The organism is Streptomyces sp. NPDC126510 (assembly GCF_040302345.1).
Taxonomy (GTDB): domain Bacteria; phylum Actinomycetota; class Actinomycetes; order Streptomycetales; family Streptomycetaceae; genus Streptomyces.
In genome coordinates this window covers 262,157-289,042 of record NZ_JBEORR010000006.1, presented here as the reverse complement: position 1 = coordinate 289,042, position 26,886 = coordinate 262,157, and the positions used below count along the sequence as shown (strand labels likewise).

Annotated in this window: 30 protein-coding genes and 3 pseudogenes; 18 read left to right on the top strand and 15 right to left on the bottom strand. The window is 70.0% G+C overall.

Annotated elements, in window-relative coordinates; all coding sequences use genetic code 11:
- Positions 1 to 35: 35 nt before the first annotated feature.
- From ABTX60_RS10755 to ABTX60_RS10735, 5 genes are read left to right on the top strand one after another with little or no spacing between them, the layout of a single operon-like run.
- Positions 36 to 350: a WXG100 family type VII secretion target gene (locus ABTX60_RS10755; RefSeq protein WP_352096729.1), complete on the top strand. Its 315-nt coding sequence runs from the start codon at positions 36 to 38 to the stop codon at positions 348 to 350.
- A complete protein-coding gene (locus ABTX60_RS10750; protein ID WP_352096728.1) occupies positions 350 to 2,059 on the top strand; it encodes an RNase A-like domain-containing protein in 1,710 nt (569 codons plus the stop codon). The genes ABTX60_RS10755 and ABTX60_RS10750 overlap by 1 nt, the downstream gene beginning before the upstream one ends.
- Before the next feature lie 50 nt (positions 2,060 to 2,109).
- Positions 2,110 to 2,682: a hypothetical protein gene (locus tag ABTX60_RS10745; RefSeq protein ID WP_352096727.1), complete on the top strand. Its 573-nt coding sequence runs from the start codon at positions 2,110 to 2,112 to the stop codon at positions 2,680 to 2,682.
- A gap of 59 nt (positions 2,683 to 2,741) precedes the next feature.
- On the top strand, positions 2,742 to 3,041 hold the full coding sequence (locus tag ABTX60_RS10740; RefSeq protein WP_352096726.1) for an RNase A-like domain-containing protein: 300 nt from the start codon (positions 2,742 to 2,744) through the stop codon (positions 3,039 to 3,041).
- Positions 3,042 to 3,054: 13 nt separating this feature from the next.
- Complete coding sequence (locus ABTX60_RS10735; protein WP_352096725.1) at positions 3,055 to 3,708, top strand: contact-dependent growth inhibition system immunity protein; 654 nt, start codon at positions 3,055 to 3,057, stop codon at positions 3,706 to 3,708.
- A 48-nt stretch (positions 3,709 to 3,756) separates the two neighbouring features.
- Here ABTX60_RS10735 and ABTX60_RS10730 read toward each other — a convergent pair whose 3' ends face one another.
- A complete protein-coding gene (locus ABTX60_RS10730) occupies positions 3,757 to 4,005 on the bottom strand; it encodes a hypothetical protein (protein ID WP_352096724.1) in 249 nt (82 codons plus the stop codon).
- 65 nt (positions 4,006 to 4,070) lie between these two features.
- Between ABTX60_RS10730 and ABTX60_RS10725 the strand changes: the two genes are divergently transcribed.
- From ABTX60_RS10725 to ABTX60_RS10715, 3 genes and pseudogenes are all read left to right on the top strand, one after another.
- Positions 4,071 to 4,697 carry a hypothetical protein gene (locus ABTX60_RS10725; RefSeq protein WP_352096723.1) on the top strand — a complete coding sequence of 209 codons (627 nt, stop codon included), beginning with the start codon at positions 4,071 to 4,073 and terminating at the stop codon, positions 4,695 to 4,697.
- Positions 4,687 to 5,412: a Fic family protein gene (locus ABTX60_RS10720; RefSeq protein WP_352096722.1), complete on the top strand. Its 726-nt coding sequence runs from the start codon at positions 4,687 to 4,689 to the stop codon at positions 5,410 to 5,412. The genes ABTX60_RS10725 and ABTX60_RS10720 overlap by 11 nt, the downstream gene beginning before the upstream one ends.
- Positions 5,405 to 5,646, top strand: a pseudogene (locus tag ABTX60_RS10715) (RNase A-like domain-containing protein); the annotation flags it as partial. The gene ABTX60_RS10720 and the pseudogene ABTX60_RS10715, both read left to right, overlap by 8 nt.
- A 197-nt stretch (positions 5,647 to 5,843) precedes the next feature.
- Here ABTX60_RS10715 and ABTX60_RS10710 read toward each other — a convergent pair.
- The 6 genes from ABTX60_RS10710 to ABTX60_RS10680 all read right to left on the bottom strand — a co-directional run bounded on the left by ABTX60_RS10710 (position 5,844) and on the right by ABTX60_RS10680 (position 12,214).
- Positions 5,844 to 6,974: a hypothetical protein gene (locus ABTX60_RS10710; protein WP_352096721.1), complete on the bottom strand. Its 1,131-nt coding sequence runs from the start codon at positions 6,972 to 6,974 to the stop codon at positions 5,844 to 5,846.
- A 416-nt stretch (positions 6,975 to 7,390) separates the two neighbouring features.
- Positions 7,391 to 7,549, bottom strand: a complete 159-nt coding sequence (locus ABTX60_RS10700) for an ATP-binding protein (RefSeq protein WP_502992305.1) — start codon at positions 7,547 to 7,549, stop codon at positions 7,391 to 7,393.
- 262 nt (positions 7,550 to 7,811) lie between these two features.
- Positions 7,812 to 8,483, bottom strand: a complete 672-nt coding sequence (locus ABTX60_RS10695) for an SMI1/KNR4 family protein (protein WP_352096720.1) — start codon at positions 8,481 to 8,483, stop codon at positions 7,812 to 7,814.
- Between the two features lie 149 nt (positions 8,484 to 8,632).
- Complete coding sequence (locus ABTX60_RS10690) at positions 8,633 to 9,169, bottom strand: ATP-binding protein (protein ID WP_502992304.1); 537 nt, start codon at positions 9,167 to 9,169, stop codon at positions 8,633 to 8,635.
- Positions 9,170 to 9,622: 453 nt separating this feature from the next.
- Positions 9,623 to 11,185, bottom strand: coding sequence for a hypothetical protein (locus tag ABTX60_RS10685; RefSeq protein ID WP_352096719.1), 1,563 nt, complete (start codon positions 11,183 to 11,185; stop codon positions 9,623 to 9,625).
- Between the two features lie 255 nt (positions 11,186 to 11,440).
- Complete coding sequence (locus ABTX60_RS10680; protein WP_352096718.1) at positions 11,441 to 12,214, bottom strand: hypothetical protein; 774 nt, start codon at positions 12,212 to 12,214, stop codon at positions 11,441 to 11,443.
- A 474-nt stretch (positions 12,215 to 12,688) separates the two neighbouring features.
- Here ABTX60_RS10680 and ABTX60_RS10675 point away from each other — a divergent pair.
- A pseudogene (locus ABTX60_RS10675) lies at positions 12,689 to 13,506 on the top strand (helix-turn-helix domain-containing protein).
- Positions 13,507 to 13,520: 14 nt separating this feature from the next.
- Positions 13,521 to 13,709: a DUF397 domain-containing protein gene (locus ABTX60_RS10670; RefSeq protein WP_352096789.1), complete on the top strand. Its 189-nt coding sequence runs from the start codon at positions 13,521 to 13,523 to the stop codon at positions 13,707 to 13,709.
- 113 nt (positions 13,710 to 13,822) lie between these two features.
- Here the strand turns inward: ABTX60_RS10670 and ABTX60_RS10665 are convergent, their stop codons facing one another.
- The 4 genes from ABTX60_RS10665 to ABTX60_RS10650 form a co-directional block, all read right to left on the bottom strand.
- Positions 13,823 to 14,083 carry a hypothetical protein gene (locus ABTX60_RS10665; protein ID WP_352096717.1) on the bottom strand — a complete coding sequence of 87 codons (261 nt, stop codon included), beginning with the start codon at positions 14,081 to 14,083 and terminating at the stop codon, positions 13,823 to 13,825.
- A 394-nt stretch (positions 14,084 to 14,477) separates the two neighbouring features.
- Complete coding sequence (locus ABTX60_RS10660) at positions 14,478 to 14,699, bottom strand: hypothetical protein (protein WP_352096716.1); 222 nt, start codon at positions 14,697 to 14,699, stop codon at positions 14,478 to 14,480.
- On the bottom strand, positions 14,696 to 15,031 hold the full coding sequence (locus tag ABTX60_RS10655; RefSeq protein ID WP_352096715.1) for a hypothetical protein: 336 nt from the start codon (positions 15,029 to 15,031) through the stop codon (positions 14,696 to 14,698). Before ABTX60_RS10655 ends, ABTX60_RS10660 begins: the two co-directional genes overlap by 4 nt.
- Before the next feature lie 120 nt (positions 15,032 to 15,151).
- Positions 15,152 to 15,775 carry an HD domain-containing protein gene (locus tag ABTX60_RS10650; protein WP_352096714.1) on the bottom strand — a complete coding sequence of 208 codons (624 nt, stop codon included), beginning with the start codon at positions 15,773 to 15,775 and terminating at the stop codon, positions 15,152 to 15,154.
- Between the two features lie 171 nt (positions 15,776 to 15,946).
- Between ABTX60_RS10650 and ABTX60_RS10645 the strand changes: the two genes are divergently transcribed.
- Positions 15,947 to 16,489 (top strand): hypothetical protein, encoded by a 543-nt coding sequence (locus tag ABTX60_RS10645; protein WP_352096713.1) that lies wholly within the window; start codon positions 15,947 to 15,949, stop codon positions 16,487 to 16,489.
- Between the two features lie 30 nt (positions 16,490 to 16,519).
- On the opposite strand, the gene ABTX60_RS10640 is transcribed toward ABTX60_RS10645, so the two are convergent.
- A complete protein-coding gene (locus ABTX60_RS10640) occupies positions 16,520 to 17,479 on the bottom strand; it encodes an ATP-binding protein (protein WP_352096712.1) in 960 nt (319 codons plus the stop codon).
- 110 nt (positions 17,480 to 17,589) lie between these two features.
- Between ABTX60_RS10640 and ABTX60_RS10635 the strand changes: the two genes are divergently transcribed.
- Positions 17,590 to 19,104: an ABC transporter substrate-binding protein gene (locus ABTX60_RS10635; RefSeq protein WP_352096711.1), complete on the top strand. Its 1,515-nt coding sequence runs from the start codon at positions 17,590 to 17,592 to the stop codon at positions 19,102 to 19,104.
- 9 nt (positions 19,105 to 19,113) lie between these two features.
- Here ABTX60_RS10635 and ABTX60_RS10630 read toward each other — a convergent pair whose 3' ends face one another.
- A complete protein-coding gene (locus tag ABTX60_RS10630; RefSeq protein ID WP_352096710.1) occupies positions 19,114 to 19,515 on the bottom strand; it encodes a Rid family hydrolase in 402 nt (133 codons plus the stop codon).
- Positions 19,516 to 19,643: 128 nt separating this feature from the next.
- Here ABTX60_RS10630 and ABTX60_RS10625 point away from each other — a divergent pair, with 128 nt between their 5' ends.
- On the top strand, positions 19,644 to 20,024 hold the full coding sequence (locus tag ABTX60_RS10625; RefSeq protein WP_352096709.1) for a winged helix-turn-helix transcriptional regulator: 381 nt from the start codon (positions 19,644 to 19,646) through the stop codon (positions 20,022 to 20,024).
- 20 nt (positions 20,025 to 20,044) lie between these two features.
- Here ABTX60_RS10625 and ABTX60_RS10620 read toward each other — a convergent pair whose 3' ends face one another.
- Positions 20,045 to 20,806: a CDP-alcohol phosphatidyltransferase family protein gene (locus ABTX60_RS10620; RefSeq protein WP_352096708.1), complete on the bottom strand. Its 762-nt coding sequence runs from the start codon at positions 20,804 to 20,806 to the stop codon at positions 20,045 to 20,047.
- 108 nt (positions 20,807 to 20,914) lie between these two features.
- On the opposite strand from ABTX60_RS10620, the gene ABTX60_RS10615 reads away from it, so the two are divergent.
- The 5 genes and pseudogenes from ABTX60_RS10615 to ABTX60_RS10595 all read left to right on the top strand — a co-directional run.
- Entirely contained in the window at positions 20,915 to 21,895 is a 981-nt protein-coding gene (locus ABTX60_RS10615) for a zinc-dependent alcohol dehydrogenase (protein WP_352096707.1), read from the top strand.
- A gap of 170 nt (positions 21,896 to 22,065) precedes the next feature.
- Positions 22,066 to 22,464, top strand: coding sequence for a 6-pyruvoyl trahydropterin synthase family protein (locus ABTX60_RS10610; protein WP_030843501.1), 399 nt, complete (start codon positions 22,066 to 22,068; stop codon positions 22,462 to 22,464).
- Positions 22,461 to 23,666 (top strand): glycosyltransferase family 4 protein, encoded by a 1,206-nt coding sequence (locus ABTX60_RS10605; protein ID WP_502992303.1) that lies wholly within the window; start codon positions 22,461 to 22,463, stop codon positions 23,664 to 23,666. Before ABTX60_RS10610 ends, ABTX60_RS10605 begins: the two co-directional genes overlap by 4 nt.
- Positions 23,663 to 24,790, top strand: a complete 1,128-nt coding sequence (locus ABTX60_RS10600) for a class I SAM-dependent methyltransferase (protein ID WP_352096706.1) — start codon at positions 23,663 to 23,665, stop codon at positions 24,788 to 24,790. Before ABTX60_RS10605 ends, ABTX60_RS10600 begins: the two co-directional genes overlap by 4 nt.
- Positions 24,787 to 26,001 (top strand): annotated as a pseudogene (locus ABTX60_RS10595) (lysylphosphatidylglycerol synthase transmembrane domain-containing protein); the annotation flags it as partial. The gene ABTX60_RS10600 and the pseudogene ABTX60_RS10595, both read left to right, overlap by 4 nt.
- Before the next feature lie 140 nt (positions 26,002 to 26,141).
- Here the strand turns inward: ABTX60_RS10595 and ABTX60_RS10590 are convergent.
- The gene (locus tag ABTX60_RS10590; RefSeq protein WP_352096705.1) at positions 26,142 to 26,870 is read right to left on the bottom strand and encodes a creatininase family protein; all 729 of its coding nucleotides are present in this window, start codon (positions 26,868 to 26,870) and stop codon (positions 26,142 to 26,144) included.
- Positions 26,871 to 26,886 lie beyond the last annotated feature (16 nt).

Below are 26,886 nucleotides of genomic sequence, written 5' to 3'. Positions count from 1 at the left end.
GCCGCGACGCGACGACACCTATGAAACGGGGAACCATGCCGACCGGAAGCGCGGACGACGGCCACATAACCGTCTCCTTCGCCACCCTCCGCGAACTCGCCGCCGAGCTGGAGGACACTCTCAAGAAGCTCAACAGCGGCCTGGACGACCTCCACGACCGAGTCGTGCCGGTCGTGCTGTCCTGGGAGGGGGAGGCCCGTGAGGTCTTCGTCGACAAACTCGACGAGTGGGACCGCTCGGCCCAGGACCTCCAGGCGGCCCAGAAGTGGCTGCACGAGTGCGCGACCACCAGCCACATCAATTACGCGGCCGCGCACCAGGCCGTGCTCCGTGGCTGGGGGGCCGGCTGATGGGGACGCCGCCGAGCCAGAACGGCACCATCGACGTCAAGCCGTCCGACCTCCACCGCGTCTCCGGCGGTGTGGCGAGCCAGCAGACGGTGATGGACAAAGGCGCCAAGAGCCTCCTCGACGATCTGCACAAGTACCCGGACGCCGGCGGTTACGGCACCTCGCCCCAGGCCCTCGCGACGTCGTACGTCAAGGTGGGCAACCGTTTCCTCGAGGTGTGGGCCAAGAGTGTCGTCAGCATCGGCGGTGCGGCGGTCGGCTTCACCTCGACGGCCAATGCCTATGCCAAGGCGGAGGCGGTCAACGACCCGACGGGGAAGGCGAAGCCGGTCGTCCAGCCGTTGCCGAAGGTCATCGAGAAGCCGCCCGCCTACGGCTCCGTGCCGAATCTGAAGTGGGGCGACGACGACGGCGGCGACGACTTCATCCGCAGGCTCCTCGAGTGGGTGCCCGAGCCGGTCCGGGACGTACTGAGGCCAGTGGTCGAGCACGCCTTCCGGATGGGCAAGGTCGCCGAGGTCTATCCGTTTCCGCAGCAGCACTACCTGGCCTCGCTGTCGAAGGCGTGGATGGCGTCGACCACCTCGCTCTCCACGGCGGAGAGCGGTTTGACCGGGAACGTCAGCAGCATCACTCAGCAGACCAACAGCGAGTGGCACGACGCGATGCGCCAGTTCTGCAGTTCGCTGTGGGGCACGACGGCGTGGGGCAAGAGCCGCGAGAACTACCAGTGGAAACACGACAGCTCTTCCTCGCAGACCGCCACCCACCCCGTGATGACCGTGCTGTTCGACACGGCTCAGAAAGTCAGCGATCTCCTCTACGAATTCGCCGAGGCGGCCGTCTACCTCAATCGCGAGGTATGGGACGTCTACATCGAGGCCGTACGCGACGCGATTCCCAAGGTCGAGGTCAACCTCAAGGACGGCGTCGGCATGGACGACGTCAAGGGGCTGGTGAAAGGGGTGGCCAAAGGTGTCGCCAAAGGCGCGAGCCAGTTGGGCCAGGGCATCGTCCTGAACATGGACACCGCCAAGCTGAACTCGATCGTCACCGAGTACAACCGACGAGTCGACGCGCTCGTTCCGAAACTCGATGCGCTCATGGCCCCGTTGGACGAGGCACACCGTAGCGCTCCGAAATTCGAGGCCCAGGAGGCGCGGGCGGAAGGCTTCGGCATGCGGGCCCTGGAGGACTTCAAGGACTCGCAGGTTTGGCTGAAGGTCGACTCGACCGGCAAGTACGACCTCAACCTCGCCGCCAACGAGTACATGGAGAACGGCCACACCCTGGACAAGCACGTCGGCAAGACGGACGAGCAGCTGGCCCAGCGGCTTCGGGACCAGCAGGTGAACGGTCCGACGCAGGCTTGGCCGTACGGCAAGCCGTACCCCGGCGCCGCGTCGTCCTTCCCGGACTACCAGCGGGCGCAGGAGCTGACGAGTACAACCTCAACAAGAACAAGGCCGCCATCGAGGCGTGGATCAAGGGCCCGCCGCCGGCGGAAGACGGCAAGGTCAAAGACTTCCACTCGACCACGCCGAACGGCGAGATCAGCGGCCGCAGCGTGTTCAAGCAGCCGGTCGACCAGAACGACCCGCTGTCCGGGTACAAGCAGGGCGGCCTCAACGCCAAGGCGTACGACGTCACCGGCATCGACACAAGAATCCGGTACGACAGCAGCCGTAACCCGCCGTTCACCGTCATGACGTCGATGCCCTCCAAGGCCTAGCGCCCCGCATAGAAAGGCCAGCACCACATGTCCGTCGACCAGATTGTCTGGGAAGCCGCGGTACGCCACCTGTTCGAGGACGCGTTGCCGTACGACGCCACGGGTCCGCGGCGCCACCAGGACTGGGTCCTCGACGTCCTCGCGCTGATGGCCCGGGCCGTACCGGATCCCCGGGGCTGGACCGGTCTCGACGACACGGCGCAGACCCCGGAGCGCGAGACGTACCCCACGTATCCGTTCGCCGTCCACCCTCCGGAGTACATCGCGCTGCGTCTCCATGAGATCGACCGGGCCAGCGCCGAGAACCTGCTGCTGGCCCTCACGGACGACTGCTGCACCCTGTCCAACCTGAAGCGCTTCACGGAGAGCGAGGAGGAACTGCGAGCGATGGCACGCACGATCCTCGCGCGGTACGGGGACGAGGCCACCTACCACACCAACGTCAGCAGGCCCGGCCCTGTGCCCGGCACACTCGACTTCACGACGTCGCACTGGGGGTACAGCCCGCTGGCGGTGACCAACGACTACTCGGAGGACTGCGGCCTGATCGTCGTCTCCGACACCGAGGTGGGCATGTTCTGGAACTTCTCCGACTACTGATCCGGCTGCCGATCCGTACAAGCGCAGCTCCTGACCAGATGCTTTGAGAGGATGCCTCCGTGCTGACTCGTTCCGCCTCCTACCCCGACCGGGAGACCGCCCACTGGGCCACCCAGCAGGTGGTGACCTCCAACGAGCAGGTCATCCACCGCTGGCTCGCCCAGGGCGCCCGTGCCCGCCTCACCATCGAGGCAGCCTGGCCCTCCCGAGAGGAGCCCGTGGGCCGGGTCCAGCTGGAGGGCGACCTGCTGGCGGGGCGGGGGCCCGTCGACGTTCGTGCGGCGCGCGTCGTTCTGCGCCGCGAGCCGTCGAGCCCGCACGGCTTCGTCGTCCACACGACCGTCCCGTTCTACCTGTAGGGGCTGCCCGCACATGTCCATGAAGCCCCTCGAACACGACCGCCGGTACGGCGAGCTGGACCAGGTGATGCGCGCATACCTGGGGCAACCGGCCGACGACAGCCCGGAACGGCGCAGCCGCGCGCTAACCGCGTACCTCCGCCATACCTGGCACACCCGCCCCTGGGCCATCGCGGAGGCGGAACGCCAGCTGCGCGAATACAGCCGCAACCCGCCAGGCCGCTTCCGGCAGACGCTGGGCGAGTTCTACTCGATCCCGGACACCGGGACGGCAGCGTCCGAGATCGGCGACTGGCTGATGATGCTGGCTGATCATCTGAAGAAGAGCATCGAGGAAGGCGACGTCCCCGAACCGTCGTCCCCGCAGACGCACTGGGAGTGGCACGCGCGCTTCCCGGAGACCGCGCAACTGCTCGGCGGCTGGTTCTCGCAGGACATCGTCGACGAGTTCCCCGACCATGATGCCGCCGTCGCCGACTACGCCGCCACCACCGACCCTCACCTGGTCGCACGCCTTGTGGGCGAACTCCACGAGCTGCTCGCCCTCCCCTTGGACGAGGGGGAATACGCCTTGGCAGCCGCCGAACTGGGCATGGAGGTCGGCCCACCCGAGCCGTTCTCCTACGGCGCCTGGTTCCAGGCGGTGGCGGCCACACTGTCCGGCTGATCCGGCGGTCGGTCAGGTCCAGCCTGTCACGTCTCCGACGAAGTCCGTTTACGAGCGGTTGCTGCCGCGCGATGAAGGGATATGCCGGTGCTCCAGCGCCTCGCGGACGACCTCGGGGCCTCCGCTCTCCCGGAAGACCGGCAGGCCGAGTCCTCGCTTGAGCTCCTCCTTGGCGTCCTTGAGGTGGCCGGTGTCTTTGTCGAGCAGGCGGTCGGGGACCTTCGACGCGGATCTCGACCTCTGGATGCCGAAGCCGCCGCTGTCCTTGCTCGCGGTCGATGCCGGAGCAGCCGGCACGACCCTGGCGGCACCACACTCAGATCGCAGGAGTAGTCATCAGTTCCGATTGGTACCCGACGTCGATGACGTGGCGGGACGTCGATCCGACCACGCACCCGTTCGACCCCGGCCAAGCGCCCGATGTAGTGCGTTACGTGGTGTCCTCGCCTGACCCGGAGTCGGGTCGGCCACGAGGGCTGTGGTCGGACAACGCGGTCGCCCGGGGCCTTGCCGAGCACTACGGCTCATGGGCGTTCGGCTGCTGCTACGCCGTTGACGAGTACCCTGGCTCGGGGGCGCTCATTCAGGACCTGCCGACGAGTGGACTGGGCAGCGGCGATCTGGAACAGCAGGCGCAGCGGTATACCAGCGCCCTGCTCCAATGGCGCGCTTGGATCGAGGAGATCTCTGCGGTCTTCGCGCAGTTCGCCCCCGGACCCGACGCGGGCGGTGAGGAGAGACGGCGGATGCGTGAACGCGCTGTCGCTCCACTCGTGACACTCGTCGTGGAACGCACAGGGGCTGGCGAGACCTGGCGTGGTGCCTGTGCGCAGACGCTCATCTGGTATCTCGAATCGACGGGGTTGAGCCCCCTGGAGGCCGAAGAACTGGCCGACGAGGTCGTGGACTCGCAATTCGAGAGCTGGGTGGCCCCCGATGCGGAAGTGGTCGGCAGTGCCGCCAAGGCCATCAGGGAGCATGGCGCGTGACGACCTCCAGAACTGGTTGCGGGTACGCTCGCAGATCCCGTGGCACGAGGCCTCCGATGAACTGGTAGGGCCCATCCGGGGCACTCACGACGCCCTGGAGGCGGTCGCTGCCGCGCGCGACGGACACGGTGACACGACGCGTGGGATCCGCATGCGATCAGCCTGGCGGTTGGCTCGGACGGACGCCGCGGCGGACCGCCCGCTCGGCTTCGGCCTGCTCCTTGAGTGGCAGAAGCTGATCCTCGGGCGCCCGGACGTAGCATTCCGCAGCCTTCCGGCCTTCGCGAAGGGGGGACGTGAACGGTACGGAGTGTGCGAGGAAACAGCTGAGCAGTTCGAGGCGTGCCTGTCCCAAGCCACCCCGACCGTCACGGACGTCCCCCTTGCCGCCCGGGCTGCACGCGCCTATCTGGACGTGTGCTTCTTCCACCCGTTCGACGACGGCAACGGCCGGGCGGCCCTGCTCACGATGGGGTTCGTCCTGGCACGCGAGAAGGTGTTCCTGGACGAGGTCGGTCCCGTACAAGTGCGACGGTACGCCGATGATCCGGTCGGGGCGCTGTCACTTGCTCGCTTGATCCACGTCCTTGCGGGCGCGGCAGCGCGGCGAGGAGGGGTACTGACGCACCCGGACCCCGGGGACGCGGGATTTTCGGACCACGATCGCAGCCCCGCCCGGTCGCCTCTTCCCGCACAAGGCGGTCACCGTGCCTGAGAGTCACCCCGTTCGTACGTTCACTTCGACCTACCGGAATACGAAACCACCCAATGGGCCACCCAGCAGGTCGTCTTCGCGAACGAGCAGGTCATCCACCGCCGGCTGGCCCGGTCGACGCGTTCCCGTTTGACCATCGAGGCGTCCTGGCCGCACAGGGAGCAGCCGGTCGGCCGTGTGGTGTTGCAGGCGATGATGCTCGCGGGGCGGGAGCCCATCGACGTGCGGGCTGCCCCGGAGGCCACCTCGTCGATCCCGCCGCGTGTGTCGAGCGCCGGCGGGGGATCGGTTGCCGGGGTTCCGCGCGGGTGTCGGAGACCTCCACGCGCAGCCGCCGGCCGTCCGCCTCGGCGGCCAGCCGGACGTGGAAGTCCCGTCCCAGGACGCGTCCGTGCTGGACGACGCTGCGAGAGTGTGGCCGCACGACAGGATCACCCCCGGTGGCACCGCTCCCGCAACTTCGCGAGGACCGCCTTCTCATGGGAGTCGAGGTCACCGTCCACGGTGGCCACGCGCTCCGCCGCGTCGAGGACGTCGCTGAGATTGCCCGGCTCGGCGTCCACGCGCTTCCACACCTCGGCCGGGTCGATGTCGACGACGTGCGCGAGCCGTTCGTCGACCACCTCGTGCCGCTCCCGGACCAGCCGCACCAGATGCCGCATCAGCAGCGCCTCGTCGTCCGCGATCTTGGAGTTCGCCCTGATGACGAGCCATGCGACCCACAGCATCAACTGCGGGTGCCGGCTGTTCCCGCTCATCCCCTCGGCGAGTTCGATCACCCGCGCCTCGTTCCGGAAGACGGCCCGCGCGTGCCGGCCGGCGAGGAGCGTGGTGTAGCGGTTCAGCAGGACGGCGAGAGGGACGCCGATCAGGGGAATACCGATCTTGATGACGTTGCGCTGCAGGAGGTGCTTCCCGACGACGGGGAGCGCCTTCCCGGCGGCGAGCACCGATTTCGAGTAGAAGCGCTTGACCAGCGGTCGCATCAGGGCGGGGACCGCTTTGACCACGGTCTTGTTGGCCGCTTCCCCGCTCTTGATGGTGAGGGCCACGCGGATGAGCTTCCACAGGTCCTCGGGGTCGTGCACGTCGAGCGGGACCCGGTAGAGGACGGAGATGTCGTAGGCCAGGCGAAGCTGGAGCTGAGTGATGAACGCGATGTCGACCATCACGGTCGCCACGGCCGCGGGGACGGTCGCCGGTGAGGCACCCCCGAGGCTTCCGATGGTGGCGGCGACGGTCGCCGTGTAGGCCCCGGCGGAGAGCCCGCCTTCCAGCGCGGCGTACCGGGACGCCATCTTGATCCGCTGATCCACGATGGCGTCCGCGGGCACACCCGCGTACCGGTCCTGGAAGTACTGCCAGTCGACCTTCTCGGTGTACGAATTCATGGCATGGGCGGCGAGCTTGCTGAACCAGTTGCCCGACCTGATGTCGTCCGCGCTCAGGCCCTTGACGAAGTCCTTGATCTCGGCCTGCTCCTGCTCGACGACCTTCCGGTCGGCGGCGTCGTGGGCTTCGTCCGTGCCGGTGTCGGCAGCATGTGTCGGCGCGTCTGTCACGGCGCGTTCCCCCAGACTGTTCCGCGGTCGGCCGAGCTGCGGGGCGTGGGCCCCGGCTGCCGTCTCCGCGCGTTGCTTCGACGAGCGGCACAATGGCCGCTCGACGTCCTCCCCTTGAGGCGCAACCCTAGCGTCTCGTCGCATGATCGGCGCCACGTTGGGATAAGGGGGCCCGAGTGTGCAGGTGGGCGCCGTCAGCGTGAGGGCAGGCACGCGTGCGCGCTCGGCCCGCCGCCGGCGGATGGCCGCCGAAACCCTCGCCCCGAGCGCCGAAGTGCTCAACGCGGACCTCGTACCCTTGGCCATCGGTGATCTACACCTGCCCTTCCTGAACGACGAGGAACACCCGTCGACCGGCGTCGGCCACCGCGAGCACACCCGCCGGTGGAGCCGGATCGTCGACGGGGCGGACGGCTTCATGTCGTTGAAGGGCAGGTCACGTTCACGGACGCCCACACCGTCTTGCCGGGGCCGGAGCGGCGGTCGGTGACGCCCCAGGCGTCGGCCAGGGCGGTGACGAGGAGGAGGCCGCGGACGGACTCGGACTTGGCGTCGGGGCTACCGTCCCGTGACACTCAACTACCTCGGCCTGGTGCAGGTGGCCTGCCATGAACGCTCGGGAGGAGAAGAGGAACTGAACGCGTCCGTGGAGGCCCACCGGGAGGCGGTCGCACGTGCCAGGTGCACGCGGGCCCCTAGAAGGGATCTTCATCAGCGATCCCGGGTTCGAGCACTGCAAGAAAGCCGACACGGTCTGCGCGTGGAAGAAGGTCGGCTGACCTGACCTCTGACTGACCAAGCCTGGCCGGAGCACCCTGTGGTGCTCCGGCCGCGGTGCTATGCGAAGCGCGTCCAGTCCGGATCCCGCGGATGTGCCGGCCCGTCCCACACCAGCGCCTGATCGACGAGACCGGGCACCTTCGTGTCCTGGTGTCCGTCCGCGTACTCCACACCCCGGTTCTCGTACAGGGCGTCGGCGACTTCGATGAGGTAGTCGGCAAACGACGGCCAGACGCCCAACTTGGGAATGCCGGCCTCTTCGAAGGTGCCGATCCGTCCGTACCCCGGCCCTGGCGTGCAGTCCGTGAACAGCCCGTACAGACCGCTGCGGTCGGTCGCGGCGAACGCCAGGTATCGCACCATGGGGTCGTCCGGCATACCGATCGTGTGAGGGCCTTCATCCCAGTACGGCAGATGCTGCACGGGAGGAATCCCATGCTTCCTCGGCAACAGCCAGGCGGTCTCCTGTCCTTGTGGGGGGAGTCCGGTTTCGGGTTCGGGTGTCCAGCCGAAGTCACCGGGGTGACCCGTGCCGTTGTGGAGGCGATAGAACGCCTTGAGGCCTGATGGGATGGTGAGGTCGAGTTCCTGCTCGACCTCACGGATGTCGGCCTCCGGGGCGGGCACGGGAAGCATCCGGTAGGAGCGCGGAGCGTGCTGCTCCAGCCACTTCTCGATCCTCGCCCAGGCGCCCGCTACGGCCTGCTCCTGCTGCTGATCGTCCGTCATGTCCGCGACCCTACGGGTCACATGCCGCTTTCCGGCAACCGAACGAACCTCTTCTGCCGCACGAAGCGGAAGTCCGAGTGCGAGCGGTCCGAGTCGTCCCGGTGGGTCGTCGGTCCGGTGAGTCGTTGTCGCCCGCATGGGGCCCGTGCTCACGGGCTCGGCGGCAGACCGGCAGCTCGGTGGGGTGCCTGCCGCAGGGTGCCTCCGCGACCACTCGACGCGGTGCCCACAACCGCCCACACCGTCTTGCCCGGACCCGAGCGGCGGTCGGTGACGCCCCAATCGTCGGCGAGGGCGGCGACGAGGAGGAGGCCGCGGCCGGATTCGGACTCGGTTTCGGGTTCCGTTGGGCTGGTGGCGACGGGCCGGCGTTCCGCGCGGGTGTCGGAGACCTCCACGCGCAGCCGCCCGCCGTCCCCCTCGGCGGCCAGCCGGACGTGGAAGTCCCGGGCGGGCACCCGCCCGTGCCGTACGGCGTTGGCGCACAGCTCGGCGCTGATCAGGCTCAGCGTCTCGTTGACGTGGCTGTCGTAGGGGTGGCCCCAGGAGTCCAGGCAGCGCGCGACGAAGAGCCGGGCCAGGCGGGCTCCTCGCGGGGTCGGGGTGAAGGCCATGGCGAACTCGACAGGGGAGGCGGCGGGACCGGAGGGGAACAGCCGGTGCCGTCGAGGAGAAGGACTGTGCATGCCGTCAGAGTGGCGGTGGCGACAGGCGTGTCACCAGCAGCGACGCTTGTACGGGAGGGGCTGTACGCGGCGCGGGCGCCGGTGAGGGGCGGGGATGGAGGGTGTCGACTCTGCGGACAGGTACGGCCGTCGTCCCTGTGGTGGGTGGGGAAGGACGGCCGATGCTTGACGGGGGTTCTGAACGGGGCTCCGCGTCGGGCTGGACCGCTGCACGCGTGCGGGAGGTCGACTGAGGACGGGCAGGGCGAGCGGCCGGCTCGTCGGGAAGCGGGGGCCGCCGAAGCAGTCTCCTCGCTCGCTGCTCCGAGCGACGCACCACCGTCAGCGTGGCATCCTTCGGGCCCGCCGACGGGGAGAACGCCCGAACCACCGACGTGGAGTGGTGGTGAACCCGTGGGCGGGGCGACGGCGCCCCGCCCACGGGCGCGGTCGCGGACGAGGGCGGGCGGGAGCTCAGTCCAGCAGGGGACAGGTGAGGGGGAGAACGCGTTCGGTCAGTCGGCCGGTGAGGTGGGTGTCGGTGAGGGCGGGGTCGGTGAGCCAGTCCGCCGCAATCAGCCGGTCGATCAGGTCCCGCAGTTCGCCGGCGCCGACCGGGACCCGGGTGGCGAGGGCGTTCAGGGTGACGCCCCGGCCGCCGGGTCCGAGGCGTCCCACGTCGTCCGTCCACGTGGCCAGCGTCACGGCGAGCAGCCGGGCGCCGGCGGGTGCCTTGGCCTTGCGGAGCTTCTTGTCCGAGACCACTCTCTGGGCCCAACCGGAGAGCTTGGGCCGTGTCTTCCTGCCGAACGTGAACGGGCCCGTCCCGTCCTCGTCGGGCACCAGGGAGGGGACGGTGACCGGGGTGGGGTTCTCCGGCCGGGAGGCGAGCAGGTCGCCGACGGTGCCGGGGAGGGACAGCCAACCGCAGCCGGTCAATTGCTCGACCAGGTCATCCGGGTCGGTCAGGCCCAGAGCGTTGACGTCCTGGCCGACGAGGTTGCCGGTGCCGGTGTGCGCGGTGCGCAGGGTCAGCATCAGCACCAGCAGCCGTGCTTCCGCTCCGGGCAGCGGCGTGTGGCCGGCCACGTGCGCGAGGACGGAGCGCGCGTACTCCCACTGCGCCGGCACGGTCAGCAGGCGCGCCACGCCCGGTTCGTCGCCGTCCGGGACGCTACCGGTGCGGTGCTGGTGCTGGCGTCGGATGATGGCGGCGGCCTGCTCGGCGCGCTGGGCCTCCAGCCGCAGGGTGACGTCGCAACTGACGTCGGACCAGGTGAGGAAGGCGCGGGCCTTGCGTTCCTGGAGATCGGCCAGCATCGCCAGGTCGGGCTCGGGGCGCTTCTGGTAGGCGCGGAAGAGGTCACCGAGGTCGGTGAGTTCATCCCGCAGGGACAGGGGCCGCAGGTCGCGCGGAATGACACGCCGGCCGATCCTCGCCTCCGGCGGGCGGCAGCGCCGCGCGGGTGCGGGGCGGGGTGCGGGTACGGGGAGGGGCGCCGGACATCCCGTCCGGGTGGGGGCCTGCTGGTCGGAGAACTGCGGCGTGCCCGCGCCGGTGCCCGCCGCAGCGGGGGTCGGGCGGCCCGCGGTCCGGGGTGCGGACGGATGGGAGGTGGCCGCGGTCCGGGCCCCGGGAGTGGCGGCGGCACACCTGGAACAACACTCCAGGGCCTGCCACCAGCGTCCTGCCCGGTCGGTGATCACGGCCAGGACGACCGGTCCGCCGCACCGCCAGGGTTGTTCGGTACGCGCATGCCTGCCGGTGTCGGGGAGGTGGGCAATGCAGCCGTCGGCCCGGCAGGCGCAGTAGGTATCGGCTCTGGGGGCGGGGGTGGCGCGCAGATGCGCCTCCAGGTGGGCGAGCGCGGCCGTACGGCCTGCCGCCGCGGAGGGCAGACGCCGCTCGGCACAGGCGGGTCGGCTGCACGAGACGCGCACCTCCGAGCTGCCTCGGCCGACGGGGTCCAGACGCACGGTCCACCGGCGCCCCGGCACCCGTTCGTCCAGCTCGCTCCGTGCGGAGGCCTGTGTCATCCCGTTCGTCCTCCGTCTTCCGTGACCTGCGTGTCGCCGCCGCTTCCTGTTGTGCCGAGAGGTGTTCGGGCGGCGGGTTCACGGTATGCGGCACAGGGGTGAAGGAGGATGAAATCGCACACGGTGACGGCTTTCGGGTGACAACGCCGTCCGTCTCGGTGAGCCCGGGCTCGACGTCCGTCACGACGACGGAGACGGGTCTGAACCGGTCCTTTCGCGAGCGTACTTGGGCGGCTGGGGGGGATTAGCTGTCGGTCAGCTGCCCTGGTAGATCGTGGTGCACAGCAGCGTGGCGCCGTCGTCCACCAGGGCAGCCCAGTAGCGCGTCTGGTCGCCTGCCGCCCGGCGGCAGTTGTTCGCGTTGGCGCCCGCCGGGGCGCGGTAGACGCCTGTGATGTGCATGATCTCGTTGTACGGGACGGGTACCGGCTCGCGTCGGCAGGCCACGGCCGTCATCAGGGCGAGGGAGATCGAGTCGCCGGACTGCCGGCCGAGAATGCAGTAGTTGGCGTGGTAGACGCGGGTGAGGCAGAGCTTCGTGGTGTCGCCGGTGGTGGCGGACCGGTAGCTCCAGTACGACTTCCCATAGCCGGTGGGGCAGGCCGTGTTGAGGGCGGTCACCTGGACCTGCGCCTGCTCGCCGGCGCAGGACACGGGAGCCGGCGGAGCACCGGCGCTCCAGTCGACGCTGGTGGTGCCCCCGCGTCCCGTGTCGTGGACCGCCATGCAGTCGCCGGCCGAGATGGCTTCGAACGCCTCTTCGGTGGGATCCGGAGTGGGTGTCGACGGCTCGGGGTCGGGCTCGTCAGCGCTCCCCTCACCGGCGTCGGAGTCATCGGGGATGGGGTCGGTCGGAGAAGGAGTGTAAGGGGCCGGGCTGGAACTGGAGGGGGGCGAGTCGGACACCAGGTCCTTCAGCTCTCCCGCGTTGCTCACGCCCAGCCAGGTCAGGATCGACAGCACGGATGCGATTCCGCCTACGAGCGCCCATAACTTGGCAGTGGAATGATCATCGGATGCGTCTGCCACAATGCCCTCCCCCCTGAGGCTCAGGCGATGTTAACCATTCCGGCGCCGCTGAGAGCCGAGCTTCCCGTTTCTCAACGCCGTTGACCCTCATTCGCGTAGATCCAACACCCCACTGATCATCACCCGGCCGGATCATCCGTTTGTCGTCTTCGTCTACCTGCCCAACGAGCGGTACGGGCCGTGGGGTGGGGTGGGGTGACTTCAGGAGAGGGGAGGCGGCCCGTATCTCCGACGATTCCCTGACCAACGGCACGGTGTTCCTGGAGTGGCGGTGAGCCGCGCGGATGTGTATGTACGGGCGGTTGTTGTACGGGGAGGGCGGGCGTGCGTCCCCGGTACGGGGGAAGCGGGGCCAAGTGGCGCGAAGTAACGGTGCGTGTCCTTACAGTGGGTGGTGAGTGACGGTCCGGTGCGGTGCCTGCGGCGGGTTGAGGGGTGGGTGCCACTGTGCGGGTGGGCGAGGTGAGGTCACCGGTGACTACGGCTCACGGTGAGGGCGAGACGGGGATCCTGCGGTGCTTCGGGCAGCAGCTGCGGTTGCTGCGGACGAGCAGGGGGCTGACGCGGGCGGAGTTGGGTGCGAAGCTCGGGTATGGCGAAGACATGGTCACGTCGGTGGAGCTGGGGCGGCGCATCCCGAGACCGGAGTTCATCGACCGGGCGGATGCTGTGCTGGAGGCCGGCGGGCTGCTCACGGTGATGAAGGAGGAGGTGGCGCGGGCGCGGTACCCGGCGTTCTTCCGGGATGCGGCGAAGCTGGAGGCGGAGGCGGTTGAGCTGCATGTTTATGCCAACCAGGCTGTGCCGGGGTTGTTGCAGACGGAGGAGTATGCGCGGGCGGTGTTCGGCGTGCTGCGGTCTCCGCTGGATGACGTGGTCGTCGACGAGCGGATTGCCGCGAGGCTGGCACGGCAGGAGATCTTTAACCGCAAGCCAGCTCCGCTGGTGAGCTTCGTCATGGACGAGTCTGTACTGCGCCGCCCTCTTGGGGACCGAGCGGACTGCGCGGCCAGTTGGAGCAGGTGCTGCTCGTGAGTCGCATGCGACACGTCGAAGTACAGGTCATGCCGCTAGACCGCGAGGAGAACGCTGGGATGGCCGGTCCGTTCACCTTGATCGAGACGAAGGGAGGGCGCAGGATCGCGTACGTGGAGGTGTAAAACGTCAGCCGAGTCCACTGCGACCGTGAGCCCGTGCGGGCTCTCGAAGCCAAGTACGGGTCGCTGCGTGCACAGGCGCTGACGCCTCGCGAATCATCCGCGTACGTTGAGAAGTTGTTGGGAGAGCTGTGAGCACCGATAAGGCAATGCCTAGAGCGGATGCCCCCCTGAGTTGGGTCAGGAGTAGCTACAGCAGTGAGGAAGGCGGGGAATGCGTGGAAGTCGCCGTCGACGCTGTCACCGTCCATGTGCGTGACTCGAAGCAGGTGATGGAAGGTGGGCTTGTGTTGAGGGTCGGCCCGGCAGCGTGGTCGGCGTTGCTTAAGGCGATGTGATATTGGTGCCACCGTGAGTCGGCCGTCCCATGAAAGGACGAGCGGGGCACGCGGCGGCTAGCGAGCTGGACACTTCTCTCAAGGAAGCGCCCACCTCGCCATGAGAGGCGACCTCAGAATTCACGGCTTACAGTTGGATTCCAGCGGCCAGCAGCGATCTCCTTGTCCAAGCGGGCCTGGAAGTGCGCGTGGGCAGCGCGCATCTCACTTTCGCGGTCGACCTTGTAAAAGGGAGCTGTGTAGCCAGTTGGGGGTGGGGTCGTCTCAGGGTTTTCCAGATAGGCAAGCAGGTCCACGTAATCCTGCTTGGTTTGGTTGTAGCCGAAAGCATTGTGACTCGCAGAGATCCTGCGCCCCATTGCGTCGAAGTACATCTGCGACTCGTACTCGGATAGGACCGGGTAGCGCGATTTATATATGGCCGCGAGCTGGTCAGCGCTAATACCCAACCAGACTGACACTAGGGCGTCGAGCTCAACCAGGGCAGCCCGGCGTTCATACTCCGTGCGCAAAGGCGTGTCGTACTCCCAGTGTGGTTGGAGGTGCGCGGTGAGAGGCTTGAGATTGAGCGACCTGCGCCGCCTGCGCCTTCCGTACCCGTGGGTCGCGGAGAAGGAGCGGTTCGTCAAGGTGGCGCGGGTGGAACGCCACTGGGTATTCACGTAGGCACCCGGCGGGTGCCGAGCTCAGGACCGGCACCCGCGGCAGGCATGCCCCTGGTCGGAGCCGCTTTTCATCAGAGTCCGATGAACGGGGACCCGCCTTCTCCTAACCGGGCTGCGTAAGGCGGTATGCGACGGGCCGGTTCTCCACCTTCACCAGCAGGCCCTCGCCGACGAGGCCCCGGAGGATCTGCCGGGTGTACTTGTCTTGCGGGTCGTGCCCCGCGTCGCGCAGTGCGCGACGCCCGCGTTCGGTGTCCCAGAGGCCGCCGCAACTCCGCACGGCCTTCTCAAGGTCGGCGCGCTGGCTGCCGACCGGTTCAGTCAACGCTCCGCTCCCTGTGCCTGCTCGCGGACCGCGACGGCGTGCGCCTTCCCCGTGTGGTTGGCGATGCTCGCCGGTGCGCCGACGTAGTCGCATGACGGACACTTCCGCCACACCCCTTCGGACACGGCACGCGCGCTCACCGAGTGTCCGGGCCCGTAGCCGTGGCCGTGCAGCAACTGGGCGACGGAGGAACCGTACTCGGCCGCGAGCAATGCGGCTTCCGCCACTTTGTCGTGGCCGGGAGCGAAGAACGATCCGGCTCCGACCTTCTTGGCACAGCCGCACCAACAGGTTCCGGTCGCAGTGAGGTTGGGAAGAGGCTTCGTGGTCATGCCGTCACAGTAGGTCAGCTATCGATGGCGTAGGGGGCGTTCGTCGTGTTCGGTGCCTTCACCGAGCCCGCCATGAGAGCACCGGAACCGGAGCCGCATGGCCTTCCGGCCATGCGGCCTCTACCCCCGAACCACGGCAGCCGTTGCGTCTTCCTCCGTCCCGAAGCCTGGCCCGGACCCGCTGAGATCCGGTTCGCCGAACTCACTTCGCAATGCCTCGAAAGCCGTCACCTTGTCCTCGCCGAAGCGGCGGACGTAGGCGGCGTACTCGTCGGGGCAGAGGTATGCCTCGGGCCGGGACTTGGTGTGGAACTTGTCCGCGTACATCACCAGCCTCTCCTCCTCCGTCACCGCCACGTAGTCGGCGGGAGGGAGGGGCAGTGCCTGGCTGACGATGTCGTGCCGTGTGACTCCCACCCCGGTGTGGTGGGAGCAGAAGCGGCGGAGAGGTTCGGGGAAGCCCTCCGCTTCGAGGATCTCGTGGCCCAGCAGACCGTGCCGGATGTAGTTCCGGTGGTCCAGGCGTCCATCGGCGTCGTAGAGGCGGTAGACGCCGATGTCGTGGAGGAGACAGCCGGCGCGGACCAGTTCGGCGTCGAGGTGAGCGAGGTGGGGTGAGGAAAGGAGCTGCTCGGCGATTCCCCAGACGATCTCGCAGTGCCGGTGGACGAGGGTGAACGCCTCGGTGGTCGGCGCGTACTTCTCGTGCAGCGCCCGGATCTCTGCGGGTCCCGGAATCCTCATCGGGCGAGCGTAACAATCGCCCGCCCGGTGGAGAGGGGGAGTTCCCGCGGCGGCACTTTTCACGCGATCGGATGGTGGTTCGGGGAGCGGGCACCTGCCCGGCGTGCGAGCCGTTCGAGCTGGTGACGGGATTTGTTGTCCATCCTCAGCACGGAAACGGGAGCACACACCATGGGCCTGCACTTCCACCGCAACGCCGACGGCACGACGACCGGGCGCAACGAGGCCAACGGCTTCACCGTGACACATGCCGACGAAGAAGAGGTGAAACGGCAGTTGTACGAGGACGCGGGGTGGGAGTACACGCCTCCTCCGCCGCCGGTTCCGCCCGGGTTCCATCGGTTCTCCTTGGTGCACGACGAGTTCCGGGCATCCGGGTTCGAGGACGAGAGGTACGCGGGGCTGCGGGCCCGTCCGCCGGAGGGGTGCGTGCCGGTCGACCGGGGGTGCTTAGCCCTGGAATGCGAACGGCCCGGGAAGACGCTCCTGGACGCGGTCGCCGGTACCGTCGCGGAGGTCCGCAGAGAGCACGGCCTGGTGATGAACAGCCTGGGTGTCGAGAAACCTCAGGAATGGTTCGACGCGGACAGCAAGAACGGGTACGCCGCCACGATCGTCGCGCACTTGGTACTGATGGCAGCCGACCGCGCCCGACTGCTCGGTTACGGGCGCAAGGACGTGGCCCGGCTACTCGATGCCACGGGGATCGAGTAGCCGGAAGAGGTGTGGTCGGTGTGGTGCGCCTCAGGCCAGGGCGGTCGGCCCCGGCACATAGGCGGGGTCCACCTGTGCCGCCAGGTCCTCGCCCGTACGCGCGTCCGCCCAGGCGTGGACGTTGCGCAGGTGGAACTCGACCGCGTGGCGGTGGAGTCGATTCCAGTCCCGGACCTCGGCGTCGACCGCCTCGCGCAGGACCGTGAGGGCGTGGCGGTTGTGCGGCTCCAGCGACGCCAGTGCGTCCGGGCCGGACCCGGCCCGGCCCTGTTCCGCCGCGCGGATCCAGGGGGAGTGGACCAGGTGCGTCAGGAGGTCGTCACCCACCTGCTCCTTGAGGAAGAGCAGGTCGTCCTCGCCGGTCACCTTGTTGCCGACGACGGCGATGCGGATGCCGAACCGTTCCGCGTGGTCGCGGTACTGGCGGTACACCGAGACGCCCTTGCGGGTGGGTTCCGCCACCAGGAAGGTGATGTCGAAGCGGGTGAACAGGCCCGACGCGAAGGCGTCCGCGCCGGCCGTCATGTCGACCACGACGTACTCGCCGGCGCCGTCCAGCAGATGCCCGAGGTACAGCTCGACCGCGCCCAGCTTGGAGTGGTAGCAGGCCACGCCCAGGTCGGACTCGTCGAACTCGCCCGTCACCATGAGGGGGACGCCCCCTGCCCGGCCGACGTGCCGCGCGTGCAGTTCGTCGTCGCCGAGCGGACGCAGGAGGCGGGATCCGCGGCCCGGCGGGGTCGTCTTGATCATCGCCTCGGCGGAGGGGATGCGGGGATTGTCGCCCCGTAGATAGTCCTTGATCTCGGGCACGTGTGCGCCCAGGGGAGGGGCGGACTTCTCCTCGCCGCCCAGCGCCTCGGCCAGGTGCTGGTTGATGTCGCCGTCGACGGCGAGGACCGGGGCTCCGGAGCGCGCCAGGTGGCGGGAGAAGAGCGCGGACAGCGTGGTCTTGCCGCTGCCGCCCTTGCCGACGAACGCGACCCTCACGACGGCCCCACCTTGTTGAAAATGGATGTCATGTGGGTAGGTTTAGGGAGTGCTCGTCACCCCTGTCAAATCGCGTGAGCCGATCGGGTGTGCACCTTGATGCATAGGATGTGCAAGTGCGTGTCAAGAGCATCAAGAGTCCTGTCCGGTTCCTCGTTCCCCTCGTCCTTCTCCCGGGACTGACCGGCTGCTTCGTGTCCCCCGAGGGTGCGTCGTCGCCGGGCGGCGTGGCGTCGGGGTCGAGGTTGCGTGTCGCCCTCGCCTTCCCGCCCGCCGAGAACCTCTCGCCGTACGGAGCCGACGCCACGCTGCTCAGCCGGCTCGGCGTCACCGAGGGGCTGACCGCCCTGGACGCCAATGGTGCCGCGGCCCCCGCCCTCGCCCGGTCCTGGCGCCGGGTCGGCGACCACACCTGGCGCTTCACCCTGCGCGAGGCCACCTTCCAGGACGGCGCGGACGTCACCCCCGCCGCCGTGGCCTCCGCACTCACCCACGCCACGCAGGCCGGGCCCACACCCGCCGCCCTCGCCGGCGTCACCCTCGACGCGAAGGGCGACGGCGACGACGGCATCCGCATCACGACCGCCGAGCCCGACCCCGTCCTGCCCATGCGCCTGTCCAGCCCGAGCCTGGCGATCCTCTCCCCGAAGGCGTACGGGAAGAAGGGCGCCCCGACGCCGGTCGGCACCGCCACCGGGCCCTTCGAGATCACCGGGGTCAGCGGCGGCGGCTCCGCCACCCTCGACCGCTACGACCACCACTGGGGCGGCCTCGCCCACGCCTCCGGTATCGACGCGCGCTTCGTCAAGGACGGCACCGCCCGCGCCAACGCCGAGCGAACCGGCGACGTCGACATCGCCGAGGCGATCCCCGTCGCCCAGGCCGCCACACTCGACAAGGGCACCCTCGAGGAAGCCGGCACCACCCGGACCACCAGCCTGCAACTCAACACTGATACCGGGCCCTTCACGGACCCGCGGCTGCGCGCCGCGGCCCGCACGGCGATCGACTCCTCCGCCCTCGTCGAGGGCGTCTTCGAGGGATACGCCGACCCGGGCGCCGGCCTCTTCGGACCCGCCGTCACCTGGGCCGAGAGCAAGCGGGTGAAACCGGCCGGGCGCGCGCAGCCCGCTCGCCCCGGCGGGGCGTCGATCACCCTCGCCACCTACGACAACCGGCCCGAACTGCCCGAGGCCGCCCAGGTCGTGCAACAGCAGCTCCAGAAGGCCGGCTTCACGGTGAAGCTGGAGGTGCGCGAGTACTCACGGCTGGAGGGCGACGCGCTCGCCGGAAGGTTCGACGCGTTCATCGGCGCCCGCAACAGCCTTCTGGACACCGGCGACCCCGTCGGCGTCCTCGGCAGCGACTACACCTGCGACGGCGCCTACAACCTCGCCCGGTTGTGCGACCAGCGGGTCGACCGGGCCGTCGAGCGGGCGGTCGAGACCGACGGCACCGATGAGCGGCAGGACGCCGCGATGGCCGCCGAGGCCGCGATCCTCGGCACGGACGCGGTCGTGCCGCTGGCCCACCAGCAGGTCATCGCCGGTGTCTCCACCAAGGTCCGGGGCGTGCTGCTCGACCCCTACGAGCGGACCCTCGTGGATGCCGGAACGCGTCGCTGACCGGCCGCTTCAGGCGGGCAGCTTCGTGTCGATCACGCAGCTGATCTCGACGAGCTGCCCGGGGAAGGTCAGTTCGGTGACGCCGAGGGCCGTGCTGACCGGGCGGTGGGTGCCGAAATACGCCCGGTTGCCCTTCGCGGCCACCTCGGCGTTCCGCACCAGGTCCACCGCGTACAGCGTCTGGGAGACGATCTGGTTGCGGGTGGCACCGTAGTGGGCCAGAACCTTGTCGAGGTTGACGTGGGTCCGGTCGAGCTGGGCGGCGAAGTCGTCCTCGGGGTGGAAGGCGCCCGCCTCGTCGAACGAGAGCTGCCCGGAGACATGGACCAGGTCACCGGACCTGATCGCCTGGGCGTAGCCGAAGTGGCCCTCGGCCGGTATGCCGTGGTCGTAGACGTCGAGCGTGGTCATGGCGCGCGTTCCTTCCGTCGGGCACGGACCGCGGGCAACGGGTCCGTGCTCTCTTGCGGTTACTCGGAAACCGTAGGAGAGTGACCGCCGACCTGGAAGAACGCACTTTTCGGTGACTGGGGAACCAGATGGTGACCAAGCAGTTGAGAGACCTGCCCGAGAACGCGGACCTGCGGAGGGCGGATTCCCTGGCGCGAGAGATCTTCTCCGACGTGGCCAACAAGTGGGCGCTGCTGATCATCGAGGCGCTCGGGGAACGCACCCTGCGCTTCAGTGAGTTGCGCGACGAGGTCGAGGGCGTCAGCCACAAGATGCTCACGCAGAATCTGCGGATGCTGGAGCGCAACGGCCTGGTCGACCGGAAGGTGCACCCCACCGTGCCGCCCAAGGTCGAGTACACGCTCACCGAGCCGGGCCGCGCCCTGCGCGCCACGGTCGACGCGATCTGCGGCTGGACCAACCGGTACCTCGGGCACATCGAGGCGGCCCGAGGGCGCTTCGGCACCTGACCGGCGAGGGCGGCCGGGCGTCAGCTCGCAACCAGTTCCCGCACCTGACGGGCGGCCGCCGGCTCCTCGGCCCGCGAGGTCCGGTACAGCCACAGCACATCCCGTCCGAACGACCAGACCAGCAGGCCCAGTGCCAGGGCCGCGACGCCGAAGTTGGCCGCGTAGGGGAGGAGATCGGCGCCCGCCAGCAGCAGGAGCACGCCCTGGAGCGCGGCGACGGTCTTGCGGGCGGTGCTCGGCGGGAGCGCTGCGGTCAGCCAGGGCCACACCTTGGCCGCGGCGACGAAGACGTAGCGCATGCCGCCGATCAGCAGGACCCACGGTCCCAGCTGCATCGACACGTACACGCTGAGCACCAGGATCAGGAAGGCGTCGACCTCCATGTCGAAGCGCGCGCCCAGCGGGGTCGAGGTTCCGGTGCGGCGGGCGACCTTGCCGTCGACGCCGTCGAGGATCAGCGCCACCGCCGTCAGACCGACGAACAGTGAGACCGGCGGTGAGCTCTGGAACGAGTCGGCGACCAGGGCCGTGACCCCGCCGACGAGAGTGGCCCGGCCGAGGGTGACCCGGTTCGCCGCGCCGAAGGAGCGCAGCCGGGAGCGGTGCAGGGCCCGGGAGAGCACCGCCCAGGTGGCGATCGCGAACGCGAGGCCGCTCAGCCAGCCCGCCGGCCCCATCCCGATCGCCGTGCCGATCAGGGCCAGCAGCAGGACCTGCACGCCCGCCCCCAGGGCGGTCTCCTGCTGTACGAGCCTCGCGTCGTAAGTGTTGTTCAGGGCCACCGAACACCCTCCGGCCGTGTGACAGAGTCGATCAACGCCGCTACGTTGTGCGCGGCCTGTGCACCCCTCGGTACGCACTCAGCTTCCCGATCGTTCAGGAGGACTTCGATGAAGCACACCGGACGCGCGTTCTGGACAGACTCGCCCGGGCGAGGCGCGATCCGGGACGTCGCCCTGCCGGCGCCCGCAGAGGGCGAGGTGCTGGTCCGCACGCTGTTCTCCGGCGTGAGCCGCGGCACCGAGACGCTCGTCTTCCGCGGCGGCGTGCCCGTCAGCCAGCACACGGCCATGCGCGCGCCGTTCCAGGAGGGCGACTTCCCCGGCCCGGTGAAGTACGGCTACCTCAACGTCGGCGTGGTGGAGGAGGGGCCCGAAGAGCTCACCGGCCGCACGGTGTTCTGCCTCTACCCGCACCAGACGCGCTACGTCGTCCCGGCCGCCGCGGTCACCCCGGTCCCGGACACCGTGCCCGCCGAGCGGGCCGTGCTGGCCGGGACCGTGGAGACCGCCGTCAACGCCCTGTGGGATGCCGCGCCCCTGGTCGGAGATCGGATCGCCGTGGTCGGCGGCGGCATGGTCGGCTGCTCGGTGGCCGCCCTCCTCGCCCGGTTCCCCGGGGTCCGCGTCCAGCTGGTCGACGCCGACCCGTCGCGCGCGAAGACCGCCGAGGCGCTCGGCGTCGGCTTCGCCACCCCCGGGGACGCCGACGGCGACCTCGACCTTGTCGTGCACGCCAGCGCCACGCAGGCGGGCCTCACCAGGTCCCTGGAACTCCTCGCCGCCGAGGGGACCGTGCTCGAGCTCAGCTGGTACGGCGACCGGCAGGTGAGCCTCCCGCTCGGTGAGGCCTTCCACTCCCGCAGGCTCGTCATCCGCAGCAGCCAGGTCGGCACCGTCTCACCGGCCCGCCCGAACCGCACCTACGCCGACCGTCTCGCCGTCGCCCTCGACCTGCTCGCCGACCCCGCGCTCGACGCCCTGATCACCGGCGAGTCCTCCTTCGAGGACCTGCCGGACGTGCTGCCCCGGCTCGTCTCCGGCGAGATTCCCGCGCTGTGCCACCGCGTCCGTTACGACGAGAGCGATTGACGCATCGGCTGACGATTCGTTCCTTCCGGTACGAGTCGGCCACGACAAGAGCGCCTGACCTGAGAAAAGACGTACGACAGGCTGAACAGGGGAAGGCAACGGGCCGTACTACTCGGCATCCCCGGCACCGAGAGCGGGGAGCAGACGCGCCGCACCTGGAGGGTCGTCCGTTGTTCAGCATCACCGTCCGCGATCACATCATGATCGCCCACAGCTTCCGTGGCGACGTCTTCGGACCCGCGCAGCGCCTGCACGGAGCCACGTTCCTCGTGGATGCCACGTTCCGGCGCGAGCAGCTGGACGAGGACAACATCGTCGTCGACATCGGGTTGGCCACCCAGGAACTCGGTGCGGTCGTCAGCGAGCTGAACTACCGCAATCTCGACAACGAACCCGACTTCGCCGGGGTCAACACCTCCACGGAGTTCCTCGCCAAGGTCATCGCCGACCGGCTCGCCGAGCGCATCCACAAGGGGGCGCTGGGCGAGGGCGCCAAGGGCATCGCGGGCCTGACCGTCACCCTGCACGAATCGCACATCGCCTGGGCGAGTTACGAGCGTGCGCTGTGACCGACACGACCGTCGAACGGCCCGAGCACATGGGCCCGGCACCGGCACGGCTGAATTATGTTCCCGTGCAGCACGCCTCCCTGAAGAACGCCGAGATCATCCCCATGTCCCTGCGCACCGTGCACTTCGTACTGCCGGGCGGCATCGACGACCCGACGGCCCCCAGCGGCGGCAACGCCTACGACCGGCGCGTGTGCCTGGACCTGCCCGGCTTCGGCTGGCAGGTGACCAAGCACGCCGTGGCCGGCGACTGGCCCCGGCCGGGAGCCGACGCCCGTACGGAACTGGCCCGCGCTCTGGCCGCGTTGCCCGACGGATCCGTCGTGCTCCTCGACGGGCTGGTGGCCTGCGGCGTGCCGGAGATCGTGGTCCCCGAGGCGGAACGCCTGCGCATGGCGGTCCTCGTCCACCTCCCGCTCGGCGACGAGACGGGCCTGGACGCGGCGGTCGCCGCCGAACTGGACGCCAAGGAGCGGACCGTGCTGCGGGCGGTGCCGGCGGTGATCGCCACCAGCGACTGGGCGGTCCGCCGCCTGGTCTCCCACCACGGCCTTCCGCCCGAGCGGGTGCACGTCGCCGCCCCGGGCGCGGACATCGCGCCGCTCGCACCCGGAACCGACGGGGTGTCGCGCCTGCTGTGCGTGGCCGCCGTGACCCCGCGCAAGGGCCAGCACCGGCTGGTGGAGGCGCTGGCCGCGGTGAGCGACCTGCCGTGGAGCTGCGTGTGCGTCGGCTCGCTGACCCAGGACCCGGAGTACGTCGACCACCTGCGGTCCCTCATCAGGAAGCACGGCATCGAGGACCGGTTCGAGCTGGCGGGTCCGAAGTCCGGCCCCGCGCTCGACGCGAGTTACGCCACCTCCGACCTGATGGTCCTCACCTCCTACGCCGAGACGTACGGCATGGCGGTGACCGAGGCGCTGGCCCGGGGCATCCCGGTGCTGGCCACGGACGTCGGCGGGCTGCCGGAAGCGGTCGGCCGCGCCCCCGGCGGCGGGGTGCCGGGCATCCTCGTCCCGCCGGAGAATCCGGCCGCCATCGCCGCCGAACTGCGCGGCTGGTTCGGCGAGGCGGACGTGCGACGCCGCCTGAAGGCCGCCGCCCGCAGCCGCCGTGCCGCCCTCGACGGCTGGGCGACGACCGCACAGAGTCTGGCGGCGGTACTGCGCCGGCTCCCGACCGAACCCCGGAGGGCCGCATGACGAACCCGGCGACGACGACCCAGCAGAGCGGGGCGATCCCGGCACAGCCCGGGCCGAGGGAGGTCACGGGCGTGACGAACGGCGTATTTCCGGGCGGCAAGCCCGGCCCGGGGCAGTCCGCCACGACGGGCATCGCGGGCGCGGTTCCCGGCGGGACCGCGGCAACCCCGGGCCTGGGCTCCAGCGTGGAGTTCGTCCCGGGGTACGCCCCGGACGCCGTCATCCCCGGTGCCGGACCCAGCGGCCGGCCCGGCTCGCGTCCGACCGTCAAGCTGCGTGAGGCCAACCCGGACGACCCGCCCCGGTACGCGCCCGAGTGGCTGGAGCTGCGCGAGCCTGCCGATGCCGCCGCACGGGCGCACGACCTGCTCGACCCGCTGCGGATCCGGCTCGCCAACCTGCCGGGCAAGTCGGGCGTGGTCATCCACGACCTGGGCTGCGGCACCGGCTCGATGGGCCGCTGGCTCGCACCCCGCCTGGACGGCGCCCAGCACTGGATCCTGCACGACCGCGACCCCTACCTGCTGCACTTCGCCGCCGTCTCCTCCCCGCGCTCGGCCGCCGACGGCAGCCGGGTCAGCGTGGAGACGCGCCGGGGTGACGTCTCCCGCCTCACCCCGGACGCCCTGCAGGGCGCGTCCCTGGTGACGGCGTCCGCCCTGCTGGACGTCCTCAAACGCGAGGAGATCGACACGCTCGCCGCCGCATGTGCCGGAGCCGGCTGCCCCGCCCTGCTGACGCTGTCCGTCGCCGGGCGCGTGGAACTGACCCCGTCCCACCCGCTGGACGCGGAGATCGCCCAGGCGTTCAACGACCACCAGCGTCGTGACGGCCTGCTCGGACCCGACGCGGTCACCGCTGCGGCGGAGGCGTTCTCCGAGCACGGCGCGACCGTACGGCTGCACCCGAGCGCCTGGCGGCTCGGCCCCGAGCAGGCCGCGCTCACCGAGCAGTGGCTGCGCGGCTGGGTCGGCGCCGCCGTCGAGGAGCGCCCCGAACTGCGGGCCGAGGCCGACGTCTACCTGACCAACAGGCTGGCGGCCTGCGCGGCGGGCGAGCTGCACGTCACCGTCCACCACGTCGACCTCCTCGCTCTGTCCCGCCCGGTGGGCGGAGCGTCATGAGCCCGCAGGCGACGGGAACGCGCCCGCCCACCACGCTCACCGAGCACCCCCGGTCGCCCGCGACCGCCGGCGGCACCCGTGTGCCCGCGCCCTCCGGCCCGGTGGACACGGCCCGGGGGGACGCGGCCGTGCCGTGCCCGGTGGTGGGCGACAGGAGCGAGCCCGCCGCCTCGGCCCCGTCCGGCCCGATCCGGGTGGCCGAAGTCCCGACGAACCGTCACGCCCAGGACGACACCGGCCCGAACGCCCTCGGCCCGCAGGGCACCGGCGGCCCGGACGGCACTGCCCCGGAGGGCACCGGCGGTTCGGCCGGCACTGTCCCGGAGGGCGCCCGTGACCTGGACGGCACCGGCACGCCGGCGCCCGGCCCGGTCCGCGCGGCCCTGGCCCGCCTCGGCTCCCCGAAGGCCCGTACGCACCTCGGCACCCTCGCCGGAGTCGCCATTCTGGGCGTGCTGTTCTGGCGCCTCGGTACCGGCGTCTTCCTGGACGGACTGCGGCGTATCGACGGGGTGTCGCTGCTGCTCGCGCTCGGCATCGGGCTCGTCACCACCGTGTGCAGCGCGTGGCGGTGGGCGATCGTGGCCCGGGGGCTCAGGATCCGGCTGCCGTTCGGGCCGGCCGTCGCCGACTACTACCGGGCGCTGTTCCTGAACGCGGCCCTGCCCGGCGGCGTTCTCGGCGACGTGCACCGGGCCGTACGGCACGGGCAGAGCGAGGGGGACCTGCGGCGGGGCGTGAAGGCGGTCGTCCTCGAACGGACCGCCGGGCAGCTCGCGTTGTTCGCCGCCGGGGCCGTCGTCCTGCTGACCATGCCGTCCCCGGTGCTGGCCCAGGCCCGGAACATCGCCCCGCTAGCGGCCCTGACCGCCCTGGGCGCACTCGCCGTCGTCCTCGCCCTGCGCATGAACCGCTCGGCACCCTCGGCCCGCGGTCATAAGCTGCGCGCGCTCCTCGCCGAGGCCCGCGAAGGGCTGCTGTCGCGACGGAACGGGCCCGGAGTGGTTGTCTCCTCCGTGGTCGTGCTGGCAGGTTACGTCGCGATGTTCGTACTCGCCGCCCGGGTCGCCGGGACCGCCGCCTCCGTGGCCGTCCTGCTGCCCCTCGCCGTCCTCGCCCTGCTGGCGATGGGCCTGCCGCTGAACGTCGGCGGCTGGGGGCCCAGGGAGGGCGTCACCGCCTGGGCGTTCGGCGCCGCGGGCCTGGGCGCGGGCCGGGGGCTCGCCGTCGCGGTCGTCTACGGCGTGCTCAGCCTCGTGGCGAGCCTGCCCGGCCTGATCGTGCTCGTCGCCCGTTGGTACGCGGGCCTGCGGGCCGGGGCCACTCCCGGGGCCCCGGCGCCACAGGGTGACTACGCGTCGGAGGTCAGTATCGAGAAATACGCCCCGAACGAATCCGCAAGGCTCGCCAGCAGTTCCTTCCCCTTTTCCGCCGAACCCAGCGAAGGACGGCCGATGACACCGGAATCGGTATAGCCGGACATGCCGAGGGTGAGCAGATGACGCCGGTCGTCAGCGACGAAATCGGAGGTCTCATAACCGGGCCGGAGCATTTCGGGATGAGCGTGCAGAAGGATGGAGGTCTCGATTTCCCCCGCGTGCATGTCGGTGAGCAGCGAGGTGACCACACCCGCCCGCTCGCGCGCCGCCTCCCAGTCCTCCGCGGCCGGGAAGAGCGCCATCCGCTCGCCGCGGGCGGAGGATTCCTGAACCACGTTGCCCAGTACGTAGTTGCCGCCGTGCCCGTTGACCACCACCAGGGCGTCGACCCCGGACCGGCGCAGCGAAGCCGCAATGTCCCGTACCACCGCATGAAGGGTCACCGAGGAGATGCTCACGGTCCCCGGCCAGGCCGCGTGCTCGTGCGAGCACGAGATCGTCACCGGAGGAAGGAGGTGCACCGGATACGCGCCGGCTATCTCCCGCGCGACGGCACAGGCGACGAGCGTGTCGGTCGCCAACGGAAGATACGCGCCGTGCTGTTCGAAGCTCCCCACGGGAAGCACCGCGACCTGCCGTGAGACGCCGGCAGCTCGCGTCCGTACGTCTTCCGTGGTGTCCGCCGGCACCAGATCACTCATATCGTCACGGCCTTTC